Source organism: Aeromonas sp. PS2Canimalfood6 (assembly GCF_048276795.1).
Lineage (GTDB): Bacteria > Pseudomonadota > Gammaproteobacteria > Enterobacterales > Aeromonadaceae > Aeromonas > Aeromonas caviae.
This window is the reverse complement of the sequence record NZ_JBLUXC010000006.1, coordinates 88281-102645: the sequence shown is the minus strand read 5'-3', so window position 1 is coordinate 102645 and position 14365 is coordinate 88281. Positions and strand designations below refer to the sequence as shown.

At 61.2% G+C, this 14365-nt stretch carries 12 protein-coding genes; 4 read left to right on the top strand and 8 right to left on the bottom strand.

From position 1 onward, the window contains the following. Positions 1-177: 177 nt before the first annotated feature. Together ACNPAA_RS04585 and ACNPAA_RS04580 are read right to left on the bottom strand one after the other, a co-directional pair. Complete coding sequence (locus ACNPAA_RS04585; RefSeq protein ID WP_323937823.1) at positions 178-2253, bottom strand: ATP-binding protein; 2076 nt, start codon at positions 2251-2253, stop codon at positions 178-180. An 18-nt stretch (positions 2254-2271) separates the two neighbouring features. Continuing rightward, positions 2272-3453 carry an FIST signal transduction protein gene (locus ACNPAA_RS04580; protein WP_041215518.1) on the bottom strand — a complete coding sequence of 394 codons (1182 nt, stop codon included), beginning with the start codon at positions 3451-3453 and terminating at the stop codon, positions 2272-2274. A 113-nt stretch (positions 3454-3566) separates the two neighbouring features. On the opposite strand from ACNPAA_RS04580, the gene ACNPAA_RS04575 reads away from it, so the two are divergent. Continuing rightward, positions 3567-4490: a gluconeogenesis factor YvcK family protein gene (locus ACNPAA_RS04575; protein WP_161470246.1), complete on the top strand. Its 924-nt coding sequence runs from the start codon at positions 3567-3569 to the stop codon at positions 4488-4490. 12 nt (positions 4491-4502) lie between these two features. On the opposite strand, the gene ACNPAA_RS04570 is transcribed toward ACNPAA_RS04575, so the two are convergent. From ACNPAA_RS04570 to lpcA, 3 genes are all read right to left on the bottom strand, one after another. After that, a complete protein-coding gene (locus tag ACNPAA_RS04570; RefSeq protein ID WP_039038838.1) occupies positions 4503-4838 on the bottom strand; it encodes an Hpt domain-containing protein in 336 nt (111 codons plus the stop codon). A 300-nt stretch (positions 4839-5138) separates the two neighbouring features. Then, positions 5139-5936, bottom strand: coding sequence for a class II glutamine amidotransferase (locus ACNPAA_RS04565; protein WP_043154215.1), 798 nt, complete (start codon positions 5934-5936; stop codon positions 5139-5141). 111 nt (positions 5937-6047) lie between these two features. After that, on the bottom strand, positions 6048-6626 hold the full coding sequence (gene lpcA, locus ACNPAA_RS04560) for a D-sedoheptulose 7-phosphate isomerase (protein ID WP_039038837.1): 579 nt from the start codon (positions 6624-6626) through the stop codon (positions 6048-6050). Positions 6627-6878: 252 nt separating this feature from the next. Between lpcA and fadE the strand changes: the two genes are divergently transcribed. Together fadE and ACNPAA_RS04550 are read left to right on the top strand one after the other, a co-directional pair. Beyond that, positions 6879-9335, top strand: a complete 2457-nt coding sequence (gene fadE / locus ACNPAA_RS04555) for an acyl-CoA dehydrogenase FadE (RefSeq protein ID WP_128296643.1) — start codon at positions 6879-6881, stop codon at positions 9333-9335. A gap of 174 nt (positions 9336-9509) precedes the next feature. Next, entirely contained in the window at positions 9510-11027 is a 1518-nt protein-coding gene (locus ACNPAA_RS04550; RefSeq protein ID WP_039038835.1) for an HD domain-containing phosphohydrolase, read from the top strand. Between the two features lie 75 nt (positions 11028-11102). Here ACNPAA_RS04550 and ACNPAA_RS04545 read toward each other — a convergent pair whose 3' ends face one another. Together ACNPAA_RS04545 and dnaQ are read right to left on the bottom strand one after the other, a co-directional pair. Then, a complete protein-coding gene (locus ACNPAA_RS04545) occupies positions 11103-12353 on the bottom strand; it encodes a TIGR03503 family protein (protein ID WP_171864876.1) in 1251 nt (416 codons plus the stop codon). Further along, on the bottom strand, positions 12350-13084 hold the full coding sequence (gene dnaQ, locus ACNPAA_RS04540) for a DNA polymerase III subunit epsilon (protein ID WP_041212726.1): 735 nt from the start codon (positions 13082-13084) through the stop codon (positions 12350-12352). The genes ACNPAA_RS04545 and dnaQ overlap by 4 nt, the downstream gene beginning before the upstream one ends. A gap of 75 nt (positions 13085-13159) precedes the next feature. On the opposite strand from dnaQ, the gene rnhA reads away from it, so the two are divergent. Then, a complete protein-coding gene (gene rnhA / locus ACNPAA_RS04535) occupies positions 13160-13624 on the top strand; it encodes a ribonuclease HI (RefSeq protein WP_171864875.1) in 465 nt (154 codons plus the stop codon). A gap of 6 nt (positions 13625-13630) precedes the next feature. Here rnhA and ACNPAA_RS04530 read toward each other — a convergent pair whose 3' ends face one another. Continuing rightward, positions 13631-14353 carry a class I SAM-dependent methyltransferase gene (locus ACNPAA_RS04530; protein WP_161469592.1) on the bottom strand — a complete coding sequence of 241 codons (723 nt, stop codon included), beginning with the start codon at positions 14351-14353 and terminating at the stop codon, positions 13631-13633. Positions 14354-14365 lie beyond the last annotated feature (12 nt).

Here is a 14365-nt window from a genome sequence, read left to right as displayed (position 1 = left end):
TAGCGATAAATAACACACAACTCAGCTACAGGCCGCAAATAACAGGTTTTGAAAAGTTGGCACGACTTTTTCATATAAAACCGTACAACCCGATTTATCCCGTGCTCTCTTCAGTATTTGCTGAAGAATTGGTCAACCACCAGGTTGACCATTTTTTTTACCCAAAATCGGCCGACATCACCTGCAATGGCGGAGCAGGCAGCTTCGCAGCCTGGCAAGACTGATGGGTTTGGCCAGAAAATCGTTCATGCCCTGGGCAAGGCAGCGGGCCCTGTCCTCCATCATGGCATTGGCCGTCAACGCGACGATGGGCACCTCGCACCCCATGTCCCGCAGGCGCCGGGTCGCCTCCAGCCCATCCATCTGCGGCATCCGCATATCCATCAGGACAAGGTCCGGCTGCTGCTTCGCCACCTGTGCCAGGGCCTCCAGACCATTGCCTGCCAGCCTCACCCTGCACACCAGCTTCTGCAGCATCAGGGATACCACCAGCTGATTGACCGGACTGTCTTCCACCACCAGCACATCCAGCTCCAGTCTGGCGCACTCTTCACTGCCGGGGGCGGCGGTCGGAGCACAGGGAGAGGCCATCCCGGGCAGCTCGAACCAGAAGCAGCTTCCCAGCCCAGGCGTGCTCTGCACGCAAATCTCTCCCCCCATCAGCTGCACCAGCCGCCTGCAGATGGCCAGTCCGAGCCCCGAGCCGGAGAAGCGGCGGGTTGCCGAACTGTCGACCTGATAGAAGGGTTCGAACAGCAACGCCTGATCCTCGGTGGAGATGCCGATCCCCGTGTCGCTGACCATGACCCCCAGCTTTTCCTCCTCCCAGGTCAACGCCAGACGCACGCTGCCGACGGAGGTGAACTTCACGGCATTGCCAAGCAGGTTGCCTATCACCTGGGAGAGGCGGACGGCATCCCCTTGAAGGCGTTCAGGGAGCGTCTCATCCAGATGCCAGTGCAGTGTGATGCCCTTGGCACTGGCCTGTGCCTGCAAGGGCTCCACCAGGGCACGGCACAGCTCGGCTGGCTGAAAGGGTTCACAGTGCAGCGTCAGGGTATGTGACTCTATTTTCGAGAAATCGAGCACGTCGTCGATGATGGTCTGCAAGAGATGCGCAGAGTGGGTGGCATGGCCGATGAGGGTCTGTTGCGGAGTGTCGAGCCGGCCGTGCTGCAGCAGATCCAACATTCCCAGCACGGCGTTCATGGGAGAGCGGATCTCGTGGGTCATCATGGCGAGGAACTGGGATTTGGCACGGTTGGCCGTCTCGGCATCATCCCGCGCCCGCGCCAGCTCCTGCTCGCGGCGGATCTGGCTGCCTATCTCCCGCGCCGTGCCCCGATAGCCGAGGAAGCGGCCACCGGCATCATGGCAAGGCTCCGCATTGATCTCCATCCAGCAAGGCCCGCCCGCCAGCATCACCTGGGCCCGCATTCCCCTCACCGGCAGATGGTGGGCGATCAGGTGCCGGTAGTGACTCCAGGCCGGGTCCTGCTTGTCGTGGGCAAAATCATAGAGGCTTCTCCCCGTCTGGCGGGCCAGCACTTCCCCCTGATAGCCAGGGGCAGAGACATAGCTGAGCCTGTGCTGGGGATCGGTCTCCCAGAACCAGTCGGAGGCCATGGCGGCAAAACTGCGAAAACGCTGTTCGCTGGCCTGCAGAGCCAGGGTCTTGAGGTCAACCTGTTCTTGCAGGCGAGCCCGATAGGCGATGTTGACCAGGGCCTGGGAGATGAGCGGGCGACAACGCTGCATCGCCGCCTTGCTCTTGAGATCGAAGGTGCCCGCCACGCCGTGCCGGCAGATGAGCACACCGGAAAACCCCGGTCCCTGCAAGCCTGTCATCATGACGCTGGCCCAGCCCGGCGCCCCCGCCAGCGGCGCCAGCTCAGGCAGTTGGGCAGGATCATAGATAACCAGGGTCTCCCCCTCGATGGCCCTGGAGAAGAGCGGTGTCAGCGACCAGATCCTGCCGACCTCGTCCGGCTGGGTGCTCAGATGGGTGCTGCCCCCCACGGCCTCCCAGGCAACCACGTCCGCCTGTTCGAATCCGATAAAGGGCTTGAGAGCAAGAATGAGACTCTCCAGTACCTGCTCCAGACTCTGGGCCTGTGCCAGGGTCGCCACCCCGCACAACAGGGCTTGGGACTCCTCCCGATATCTGGCCTCCCGCTCCCGGCAACGCATCAGCTCCACCAGCGTGGTTTGCAGTTTGTCACCCAGGGTTTCGAGTTCGCTATTGCCTATCATCTTGAATCCAGCACAGTGTCAGCTCTCGAGGAAGATTACGCTCGACACCATGAGGTTGCCGTGTGCCAGCTCACCATGGGGTAATCGTCCCTGTTCACCGAAGGTAAAGGGCGTGATGAAGGGGATCTCACCCAGCCTCTGACTGAATTGACTGACGATGTCCCCCAGCCTGTCCCCCAGTGCCAGCCGACAACCGGCACAAAACACCACCAGGGCGCCAAAGGGGCGCATATTGCTCGCCATGCCATATTCAGGCTCGATATTCACCGCATTCAGGCTGCGCTGCAACAACCCTTCCTGGCTGCTGTACATGAGCAGCAGCCGCTCTCCCAGTCGGGTCTCGGTAAAGAGGCGCAGCCCCTCCCGCGCCGTCACCGCCTCGGGATGGGAGAGCTTGTAGTAGGGCAGGTCATCGAGCATGCCGACCTGACGGGCCAGTGGCGAGAGCGTCGTCTCCCTGAGGATGGGGCCCACCGGCCAGGGCGTCGCACGCTCGGTCCAGCGACCATAGACCCGGGCCGCCGGCTCGTGATCGATGGTCAGCACCTCCCGCCCGTCTATCCCGGTAATGATGCCGCGACACTCGGTGGGTACATAGCCTGAATGAAACTGGAACGCCAGTTGGCAATCGGGGTAAAGCACCGCCAACACGCACCCTTGTGATCCCTCCCCTTCGTCCCAGCACAGCTGCCACTGCCCGGCCACGCCGTCGTCTGCCGCCGACCCGCCGACGACGGGAACGGTCGCGCCAAACTCGGCGTCGATCCCCGCGAGCACAGCCTCCTCCAGCCCCGGGCTGGTGTGCAGCAACACGAGCTGCGGCAGCTCTCCCGGTCGGCCACCATCGGCGATGGCGCGGCGCAGCAATGCCCGCACATCCGGTTGATCCCCCATCTGGCCAGCCACGCCATAGGCCCCCTTGTCATCATAAAGGGCGGCGACCGACAGGCTCCAGCCATGCCGACCATGATGGCCATCCTGGGTCAGGATACCGCCGCAGGAGCTGCAACCTATCAGCCGGGTATCGGGAAAACGTGCCTTGAGCGCACGGCGCAGTTCCGCCGCCTCGTGTGCTTGGGTAAAATAGACCAGCAACAACGATGGAACATGGGATGACTGGGCATGCAACCGCTCTGTAACTTGTTGGGCGGCCAGTGGGGTCGTCTCGGCAAGCGAGTGAGCCGTCAGGAAGTTCAACATCGTCTCCTAGGGGTACGGGATGCTGGCATCAAGCAAAAATCATACCCTTATCAAACAATTACCTGGCCATGGAGACTAGAATGGTGCCCATTGGCCTCCCACGGGATCACTGCATGTGGCAGAAAAATATCAATGACTTCGACCGGGTTGTCGCCATCGGCGGCGGGCACGGTATGGGCCGGGTGCTCTCTTCCCTGTCGTTCTTGGGATCCCGGCTGACGGGCATCGTCACCACCACGGATGATGGCGGCTCCACCGGACGCCTGCGCAAAAGCCAGGAGTGCATCGCCTGGGGGGATCTGCGCAACTGCCTCAACCAGCTGGTGACCACCCCCAGCATCGGTAGCCAGCTGTTCGAGCACCGCTTTACCGGCCGCGGCGAGCTCGCGGGCCACAACCTCGGCAACCTGATGCTGCTGGCCCTCGACAACCTCTGCGTGCGCCCCCTGGATGCCATCCGGCTCATCAGCGACATGCTGGAAATTGAACCCAATCTGCTGCCCATGTCCGAGCATCCCACCGATCTGTGCGCCCACACCGTCTGTGGCGATCAGATCCTGGGGGAGGTCTCCATCGATCAGCTCACCACGCCGCCACGGGCCCTGAGCCTGAAACCGGTCGTACCCGCCACGCGCGAAGCGGTCGAGGCGCTGAGCCAGGCCGACATGATCATCTTGGGGCCGGGCAGCTTCCTCACCTCCATCATGCCTCCTCTGCTGCTGCGCGAGATTGCGGAGGCGATCCGCAGCAGCCGCGCCATCGTCGTGTTCATCAGCAATCTGGTGGACGAAGAGGGTCCGGCAGGCCAGTTGTCACTGTCCAGTCAACATCGGTGGCTGGAAGAGCGGATAGGCAGCGGCCGGATCGATGCCATTCTGGCTCCCGAGGGCCCCCAGGTACCCGAGCTGCAGCACTGCCTCGTTCGGGCCGAGCTGGGTGAAGCAGCCCTCCCCCACCGCCACGACCGCCTCAAGCTGCGGCTGGCACTCGACACCGTGATCCTGAACAGGCTTGGCGAGCGCGACATGGCGGGCTGATGCCCTTCTGGATCAGTGAAACTGGGCCAGATGGGTGAAGACCTGGGGCAGGGAGTGCTCCAGCTCAGCCAGCAGTCTGCCGGCCTCTTGCTCATCTTCCCGGCGACAGGCGGACTCCAGATCCATGACCTGCTGATAGCTGGGTTTGGCGCCATAGCTGCCACAGGACGATTTCATGCTGTGGGCAACACGCGCCAGGGCTGACCAGTCCCGCTGCTCAAAAAGCGGTCTTAATTGGGCCAACTGCTCGCCTACCTCTTCGACAAACACCGAGATGACGACCGGCATCATCTCGTGACCGATATCATCTGCCAGTTGTCGCAGCACTTTCTGATCCAGCCACTCCATCTTCTCTTCCCTATGATGGTATTCAAACAGACCACAATATAGCGGACCCACAGCCCCGCTGTCACCCGCCCTTCGGGCATACCCGTATCGCTCCGGATGCTCTTGGGACACCAGAATGTGAGCAGCTTCAAGTTATCGGTATGTCAGTCAGAATGGAGAGAGATAAAGGTTGTCACAAAATTAACATTAAAGTAACAATGCAACCCATGAGAATGATGCGGCTCAGCAACACCTCTCTCATCCCTTTTTGCCTGTATGGCTGCTGCGAAGAACCAGGGTAGACATCTACCCTGGTATTTTTTATTTCTGGTTCAACAAGTTGGCTGCATTGCCATATTCCAGCTCGCCCAGCCTGAACAGGCAGAACTCCCCGGGCACCATCTTCACCCAATTCTCGTTGCCGGTGAGCGGCCGGGTGGCGATCAGGGTCACCACATCGTTCGGCGTGGTTTCACTCTGAAAGTCGATGGCCACATCCTCATCCAGCAGACGAGCTTCGCCAAAGGGAGCCCTGCGCGTCAACCAGTAAAGGTTGTTGCTGCAATAGGTCATCACGAACTCTCCGTCCGACAGCAGCATGTTGAACACCCCGAGCCCGCGCAGCTCGTCGCACAGGGTCGCGAGGTAACGGAACATGGCGGGGAAATTTGCCGGCCGTTTGGGGTACTTGTGCTCCAGCCTGTCGAGCAGCCAGCAGAAGGCGTGCTCGCTGTCGGTGTCGCCTACCGGGCGGTGCCGCCCCGTGGGCAGCTTCTTGTAACCGGTCAACTGGCCATTGTGGGCAAAGGTCCAGTAACGGCCCCACAGTTCGCGGGTAAAGGGGTGGGTGTTTTCCAGGGAGACACACCCCCGGTTCGCCTGCCGGATATGGCTGACCACGGCACGGCTCTTGATGGGCAGTGCCTGGACCAGCTTGGCGATGGGAGATTGGGCACTGGGTTCGGGATCCTTGAAGGTGCGAAAACCCCGCCCCTCATAGAAGGTGATCCCCCAGCCATCCTTGTGGGGACCTGTCTTGCCGCCCCGCAGCATCAGCCCGGTAAAGCTGAAGCAGATGTCGGTCGGCACATTGGCACTCATGCCGAGCAGTTCGCACATATACCATCCACTCCCTGAATGTCTTGACTCTGGTTTCGTCAATCAACCGTCACGGCTGGATGAGAGGGCCGGTATGGTCACCCATCCCCCCTCTCAATCCCGGATCGTTGATTACTTGGCCATCTCTTTTTCAACCAGCTGGATCAGGATGTGGATCACCTTGATGTGCACTTCCTGGATGCGGTCGGCATAACCGAAGTGCGGCACACGGATCTCCACATCGGCCAGACCAGCCATCTTGCCGCCGTCCTTGCCGGTCAGGGCAATCACCTTCATTCCTTTGGCACGGGCCGCCTCGATGGCTTTGAGGATGTTGCCGGAGTTGCCGCTGGTGGAGATGCCAAGCAGCACGTCACCACGACGGCCGACGGCCTCCACATAGCGGGAGAAGACATAGTCATAGCCAAAGTCGTTGGAGACGCAGGAGAGGTGGCTGGGATCGGAGATGGCGATGCCGGCATAGCCTGGGCGGTTCTCGCGATAACGACCGGTCAGCTCCTCGGCAAAGTGCATGGCATCGCAGTGGGAGCCGCCGTTGCCGCAGGAAAGAACCTTGCCTTCCTGCTTGAAGGAGTCGGCGAGCAGCTTGGCCGCCGCCTCGATGTTTTTCAGATTTTGCTCATCTGCCAGGAACGCCTGAAGCACGCTGGCAGCCTCGGTCAACTCGTTGCGGATCAGTTCTTGGTACATGGTTCTTGAAATCTCGTCGTCCAACATAGGGTGGCGGCATTGTCGCACAAGCCAGTCCAATCGTCGCCCCCCGCCCGCCAAGATGGGGCGGGCAGCGCGTTATGCCGATCACAGAGCCAAGGTAACAGGCTTGTAAACAGCTTGATAAGTTTGTGCGTATGAATTACAACAGGGGCCACATCCAACAGGTCAGACCTCTGGATCAGTTAACGCCAATTTCCCAACCTCGGCAATTCATGCAAGGAGCAAACAATGACGACGACCCTCACTCTGCTCGGGGTGATCCTGGTGATCGGCGCCATGGCCTATCGCCGTGCGTCCCTGTTCACCGCCACGCTTGCCACGGCCGCCGCCCTGGTCGCCGGCACCTTCTATGGCCATGTGCCCCTGCTGGTGTGGGCGCTGTTCGCGGTGATAGCCCTGCCCCTCAATCTGGTGGAGTTTCGCCGCAACCAGCTGACCAAGCCGCTGTTCAAGATCTACAAGTCCATCATGCCGGAGATGTCCCGAACCGAGAAGGAAGCCATCGAAGCGGGGACGACCTGGTGGGAAGCGGATCTGTTTGCCGGCAACCCGGACTGGAAGAAGCTGCACGCCATTCCGGTCAGCACGCTGTCTGCCGAAGAGCAGGCCTTCATGGACGGTCCGGTTGAAGAAGTGTGCCGCATGGTCAACGACTGGGAAGTGACCCACGAGCGTGCCGATCTCTCTCCCGAGGTGTGGCAATACCTGAAGGACAACAAGTTCTTCGCCATGATCATCAAGAAGAAATATGGCGGGCTGGAGTTCTCCGCCTACGCCCAGTCCTGCGTGCTGCAAAAGCTGTGCGGCGCCAGCGCCGTGCTCGCCTCCACCGTCGGCGTGCCCAACTCCTTAGGGCCGGGTGAGCTGCTGCAACACTACGGTACTGACGAGCAGAAGGATTACTACCTGCCCCGTCTGGCTGTCGGCAAGGAGATCCCCTGTTTCGCCCTGACCAGTCCGGAAGCGGGTTCTGATGCGGGCTCGATTCCCGACTTCGGCATCATCTGCAAAGGCGAGTGGGAAGGGGAAGAGGTGCTCGGCATGCGCCTGACCTGGAACAAGCGCTACATTACCCTGGCTCCCATCGCCACCGTACTCGGCCTCGCCTTCAAGCTGCGTGACCCTGACCACCTGCTGGGTGAGGAAGAAGAGCTCGGCATCACCTGCGCCCTCATTCCGACCCACATCAAGGGGGTCGACATCGGCCGTCGCCACTTCCCGCTCAACGTGCCGTTCCAGAACGGCCCGACCCGCGGCAAGGACGTGTTCGTCCCGCTCGACTTCATCATCGGCGGTCCGGCCATGGCCGGTCAGGGCTGGCGCATGCTGGTGGAGTGTCTCTCCGTCGGTCGCGGCATCACCCTGCCCTCCAACAGCACGGGCGGCGTCAAGATGCTGGCCCTGGCCACCGGTGCCTACAGCCGCATCCGTCGCCAGTTCAAGCTGCCGATTGGCAAGATGGAAGGGATTGAAGAGCCGCTGGCACGCCTGGGTGGCAACGCCTACATCATGGGCGCCGCCGCCAAACTGACGGTCACCGGCATCGATCTCGGTGAAAAACCCTCGGTCATCTCCGCCATCGTCAAGTACCACCTCACCGACCGCGCCCAGAAGTGCATCATCGATGCCATGGACATCCATGGCGGCAAGGCCATCTGTATGGGGCCGAGCAACTATCTGGCCCGTGGCTATCAGGGGGCGCCCATCGCCGTGACCGTCGAGGGAGCCAATATCCTGACCCGCAGCATGATCATTTATGGTCAGGGAGCCATCCGTTGCCACCCCTATGTGTTGCCGGAGATGCTGGCCGCCAGCCACCCCGACAAAGAACAGGCGCTGAAAGATTTCGACAAGGCGATGTTCAGCCACGTGGGCTTTGCCATCAGCAACCTGGTGCGCAGCTTATGGCTGGGGCTGACCGGTGCCCGCTTCGCCGCCGCGCCCTACAAGGATCAGACCAAGGGCTACTATCAGCAGCTCTCTCGCCTCTCCGCCAACCTGGCCTTCCTGTCAGACATGGCGATGGGCACCCTGGGTGGCGAGCTCAAGCGCAAGGAGCGGGTCTCTGCCCGCCTTGGCGATGTGCTGAGCCAGCTCTATCTGGCCTCCAGCGCCCTCAAGCGCTATCAGGATGAAGGACGCCAGCAGGCCGACCTGCCGCTGCTGCACTGGGCACTGCAAGACGCCCTGTTCAAGGCTCAGGAAGCGATCGACGAGTTGCTGCGCAACTTCCCGAATCGCTGGATTGGTCTGGCCCTGCGCGCCATCGTGCTACCCCTTGGTCGCGACCTGAAGCGTCCCTCCGACAAGCTCGACAGCCAGGTGGCCCGCCTGCTCCAGGTGCCAAGTGCCACGCGCAGCCGTCTGGCCGAGGGCCAATATCTGACGCGCGAGGAGGGCAACCCCTTCGGGCTGCTGGAACAGGCGCTGGACGATGTGCTGACCGCAGAGCCGCTGTTTGACAAGGTGTGCAAAGCCGAAGGGAGCAAACGCCCCTTCACCCAGCTCGACAAGGTGGCAGAGGCGGGCCTGAGCCTCGGTGTCATCAACCAGGCCGAAGCGGACCTGCTGCGGCGCGCCGAGGAGAGTCGCCTTCGCACCATCAACGTCGATGACTTCGATCCCGTCGACCTGGTGGCCAACAAGGCACTGTTTGAAGCCTCCGCCTATCACAGGGCAGCTTGATGCCTCTGATGCCAGAACGCCTCCCTTGTGGAGGCGTTTTTCATGAAAGGGCTGGTGGATGGCATTCGATACGAAGAAAGAGAAACCGGCTGGATCATATTTTGGATATCAATCCGTTTCCTATATTGAATGAAGCGGTTAAGGTAAGCACAGGATCACACACAGGATTGCATAATGGATGATCAAATCCTGATTATTGATGATGAAGATCTTCCCCAATCAGCACCGCGTCCCGCCGGCTGGAAGGTGATGATAGTGGACGATGAACCCGAAGTGCATCGCATCACCAAAATCACCCTGAACAAGTTTGAATTCGACGGCAAGCCGATCGATTTTCTGCACGCCTACTCTGCGGCTGAAGCCAAAGCCTTGCTCGCCCTCACCCCGGATGTCGCCCTGCTGCTGCTCGACGTCGTCATGGAGGTCGATCATGCCGGTCTCGAGGTGGTCAAGTTCGTGCGCGACGAGCTGCAAAACAAGATGGTGCGCATCGTGCTGCGAACCGGTCAGCCTGGCCAGGCCCCGGAAGATGACGTGGTGACCAACTACGACATCAACGACTACAAGGACAAGACCGAACTTACCTCCCAGAAACTGCGCACCCTGTTGCGCGCCAGCCTGCGTTCTTACCGGGACATCCGAACCCTTGAGAGCAATCGACAGGGGCTGGAGAAGGTCATCGAGGCGTCCAAGGGGATCTTCGAGCAGCGTGCCCTGCGCCAGTTCGTCGAAGGAGCCCAGACCCAGCTCAGCGCCCTGCTCAATCTGGAAGAGTCCCAGATTTACGATGTGAAGCACCTGGCGTATGAGGTGCGGGATCAGGTGCTCGAGCCTCTGCTCAGCGATGGTCCCATGCTGCGCCTCGTCGATGCGCCGGAAATCCTGCGCTGTGCCATGGCCAAGGGAGCCAATGTCTACGATGGCAACCAGATGGTGCTCTATTGCCAGAATGCCCGTCATCACCTGCTGTTCCACATCGAGACCACTCGCCCGCTCAGCCAGATGGATACCGGGCTGCTGAGCCTGTTCACCGAAAACATCATAGTGGCGCTGGAGAATATCCGGCTCAACGAGGTGATCGGTGACAACCAGCGAGAGATCATCTATCGCATCGGCGAGCTGGTGGAGAGTCGCTCGAAGGAGTCCGGCTTGCACGTCAAGCGGGTGGCCCTCTACACCGAACTGTTCTGCAAGCTGCTCGGCATGAATGAGGACAGGTGCGAGCTCATCAAGCGGGCCTCTCCCCTGCACGACATCGGCAAGGTGGGGATCCCGGACGCCATCTTGCACAAACCGGGCAAACTCACTCCCGAGGAGTGGGAGATCATGAAAACCCACGCCCAGCTTGGGCAGGACATGCTCTCCGGCAGTGACCTGGCCCTGTTCCAGATAGGCGCCACCATCGCGGGCAACCATCACGAGAAGTGGAATGGCAGCGGCTATCCCCGCGGATTGAAGGGAGAGGACATTCCGCTTGAAGGACGCATCGTCGCCCTGGCGGATGTGTTCGATGCCCTGGGCTCGGATCGTTGCTACAAGCAGGCCTGGCCGCTGGATCAGGTGCTGGCGCTGATCAAGGAGGAGAAAGGAGAGCACTTCGACCCCCTCCTGGTGGACCTGATGCTGGCCAATCTGGAGAAGTTCCTCGATATTCGCGAGCAGTACAAAGACATCTATATCGGCGCTCACTGATATCGGGTTCACCCCATCCACTTGCCACCATGAAGAAGCCGCCCATTGGGCGGCTTCTTTGCAATGTGCGCGGAATTATTGCTCCGGCAGATTGAGATCCAGTTTGGGGGTTGCTGGCGTCTCTTCAAGTTGCGCCTTCTGCGCCGCCATCGCCTTGTGCAGGGTGCGGCGCTTTTGCAGCAGAATGAAACCACCGGCCCCCAGCAAGAGCAGCAACACGCCACCTCCCCCCAGCGCCCAGGGCAGCCAGACCGGACTCTCCCGCTCCTCGAACCGGTCGGGGGTGGCGGCGGATGCGGGCATGGCCGCAGAGGGTGCGGGAGGGGGGGGAGGCGGTGCTATGGTGAACGACTTGGCCGGCAATTGCAGTTGCACCTCGCGACCGAGCCGGGTTGTTCCAAAGAGGGTGGCCTCCACCTTGTACTGCCCTGCCGCCTTGAGGGCGGAGAGATCCACGCCAAAACGCGGCGCTGTCGCCACCTCGTTGAACGTCATGCTACTGCCGCTGCCGTCGATGGCCTTGCCCTGGATGACCACGGAGGCGGGATCCAGTTCATCCACATCGATGACCAGAGAGAGCTTGGCTCCCCCCTCCCCGGAGGGGGGATTCAGGGAATAGCTGACCGGCCAGGGGTAGAGCAGCACCTGCTGTGACTGGGCTCGTGAGAAGACCTCATTGCCGGTGCTGAAGAGGGCTCGGTATTTTCCCGCAGGGACGTCCAGTACCGCCTCGGCGGTCAAGATACCGTCCCCCGGCACTTCGTCCACCCCCTTGCCATCATCCATGTAGCGTCCCAGGGTCTCCTCGAACACGGGATCGCCGCTCTGGCTGGCATCGTTGAACTGCTGCAGCTTGACGGTCATGCCCAGATCGGTGAGGTAGTAACCCGCCCCAGGCGCCGCGCCATCGATCAGCAGACGGGATTGCAGTTTGACACGCTCACCCTGATAGAGGCGGGCCGGCAGCGGCTCGCTCTCGACCTGGATGTCGGTGAGCAGGCGCACCCGATTGTCGGGGTCCACCTCCCCGATCGCCTGCCAGGGGCCGGGCATGGGGTCGCGGATGGTGATGAGATCCTGATCCTTGAGGGGCAACCAGCCCACGTCGGGCGGCTTGACCTTGCCCACATAGAGCTTGCTGCCATCGGGTCGCACCAGGATCACCGAGGGCGTCCCCGGCTTGCGCTTGATGATGAAGGTGATCTCCTTCACGCCGTAATCGATGCGAAAGCGGTTGTCGAGCAGAGGAATGTCGGAAGGCGCAAACACCTCGTTGGCCGCGGCCGGGAGGGAGGCCAGCAGCAGCAGCCCCCAAAGCGATCTCATTGCCGCCACAGGCAGGCACCTCCTTTTTTCTGTACCAGATCCAGCCTCGCTTCATGAACGGCCGCCACCTCGTCGCTCGCGCGAACCACCCTGAGCGGCGGGCGATTGCTCTCCAGACGACGAATGCCGGTATCCTGGCTGGTCTCGCTCTCGCTGGTTTCACTCGCCAGATTGAGTTTGGTCTGGCCACCCGTCATCAGGAGGTAGACGTCCGCCAGGATCTCCGCATCGAGCAAGGCGCCGTGCAGGGTACGGTGAGAGTTGTCGATGCCGTAGCGATCGCACAACACGTCCAGGTTATTGCGCTTGCCCGGGAAGAGATCCCGCGCCATCGCCAGGGTATCCGTGATGCCGCAGATATCCGCCGTCTTGAAGTTCAGACCGAGCTTGCTGAACTCATAGTCCATGAAGCTCACGTCAAAGGGGGCGTTGTGGGCGATGAGCTCGGCGCCGCGAATGAACTCGATGAAATCGTCCGCTATCTGGCTAAAAGAGGGCTTGTCCGCCAGGAAGGCATCCGTGATGCCGTGCACGGCGATGGCCTCGGGGTCCACCAGCCGATCCGGCTTGATGTAGACGTGGAAATGGTTGCCGGTGAGTTTGCGGTTGATCACCTCCACACAGCCGATCTCGATGATGCGGTGCCCAAGATAGACAGGGCCGCCCGCGGTGTTCATGCCGGTGGTTTCGGTATCCAGAATGATCTGGCGATTCAGTTGGGGTGTGCTCATGATCAAATCCATGTCAAACTTCGGTTTTACTCGCTAGTTTACCCCAAGCCTCTCGCTAAAACAGATTGATTGCTCATGTTGAAACAGATTGATTTATTCACGGATGGCTCCTGCTTAGGCAACCCGGGCCCCGGCGGCTATGGTGCCGTCATGGTCTATGGCAAGCATCGCAAGGAGATCTCCGCCGGTTTTCGATTGACCACCAATAACCGGATGGAACTGATGGCTGCCATCATGGGGCTGCGGACCCTGAACGAACCCTGCCAGGTGCGGCTCACCACCGACAGCCAGTATGTGCGCCAGGGGATCACCCAATGGATCATCGGCTGGAAGAAGAAGGGCTGGATGACCGCCAACCGTCAGCCGGTCAAGAACGTCGATCTCTGGCAGGCCCTTGATGCGGAAGTGGCCCGTCACCAGATCGAATGGTTCTGGGTGAAAGGACACTCGGGCCACCCGGAAAACGAACGCTGTGACGAGCTGGCCCGTGAGGCCGCCAACGGCAAGCAGCTTGCCGAAGACAGCGGCTACCAACCCTGATGCCCGCTAGCCGCCCTGGCGCGCCATTCCTGGCGCGGCCATCGACTCCGGCAGCCGCCAGCGGCGACGCACCGGTGTCACGGGGAAACGCCGCTTGCGGGCGGCAATCACGTAAACAGACGCCAGGGAGCGGCAATAGTCCCGCCCCAGACTCTCCCGCCACCAGCCGATCTTGCTCTGCCTGCCCATGAAGGAGAAACCGAACCGCTCGTCGAACATCACCTCGCAGCCGAGCAATTGCAGCCAGTCGGTCACCCGTGCGGGCGTGAACATGCGGGCAGACCAGGGCAGATGCCGCCGCATGAAGGGCAGATAGTGACCCAGCCCCACCAGGCTGAGCGGGTTGTAACCGCTGACAATGAGCCAGCCATCGTCGGTCAGCACCCGTTCTGCCTCCCGCAGCACCTGATGAGGATCCGGCGAGAAATCGAGGCAGTGAGCCAGCAGGCAGGCATCCACGCTCCCCGATCGCACCGGCAAGGCGAGCGGATCCCCCTGGATGTCCAGCAGCCGTCCGCCGGAGGCGACACCGATTTGATGGCGAATGGTGGAACAACCGCAGGAGAGTTCGGCGCTCAGGGCACCTATCTTGAGCAAGTGATAGCCAAAGAGGTGGGGGCACCAGTTGTCGAGGCGCTCCTGAAGCTCGGCGGCCACCCAGTCCCCCATGGGCAGTGCGGACCAACTGGTCGGAAGCGCGATCTGTTGTTCGGTACGTGCCAGTTGCATAATGGGACCAAC

Coding starts and splice junctions, on each gene's coding strand:
- ACNPAA_RS04585 (WP_323937823.1), bottom strand. CDS start 2,253: ATGATAGGCAATAGCGAACTCGAAACCCTGGGTGACAAACTGCAAACC.
- ACNPAA_RS04580 (WP_041215518.1), bottom strand. CDS start 3,453: ATGTTGAACTTCCTGACGGCTCACTCGCTTGCCGAGACGACCCCACTG.
- ACNPAA_RS04575 (WP_161470246.1), top strand. CDS start 3,567: ATGTGGCAGAAAAATATCAATGACTTCGACCGGGTTGTCGCCATCGGC.
- ACNPAA_RS04570 (WP_039038838.1), bottom strand. CDS start 4,838: ATGGAGTGGCTGGATCAGAAAGTGCTGCGACAACTGGCAGATGATATC.
- ACNPAA_RS04565 (WP_043154215.1), bottom strand. CDS start 5,936: ATGTGCGAACTGCTCGGCATGAGTGCCAATGTGCCGACCGACATCTGC.
- lpcA (WP_039038837.1), bottom strand. CDS start 6,626: ATGTACCAAGAACTGATCCGCAACGAGTTGACCGAGGCTGCCAGCGTG.
- fadE (WP_128296643.1), top strand. CDS start 6,879: ATGACGACGACCCTCACTCTGCTCGGGGTGATCCTGGTGATCGGCGCC.
- ACNPAA_RS04550 (WP_039038835.1), top strand. CDS start 9,510: ATGGATGATCAAATCCTGATTATTGATGATGAAGATCTTCCCCAATCA.
- ACNPAA_RS04545 (WP_171864876.1), bottom strand. CDS start 12,353: ATGAGATCGCTTTGGGGGCTGCTGCTGCTGGCCTCCCTCCCGGCCGCG.
- dnaQ (WP_041212726.1), bottom strand. CDS start 13,084: ATGAGCACACCCCAACTGAATCGCCAGATCATTCTGGATACCGAAACC.
- rnhA (WP_171864875.1), top strand. CDS start 13,160: ATGTTGAAACAGATTGATTTATTCACGGATGGCTCCTGCTTAGGCAAC.
- ACNPAA_RS04530 (WP_161469592.1), bottom strand. CDS start 14,353: ATGCAACTGGCACGTACCGAACAACAGATCGCGCTTCCGACCAGTTGG.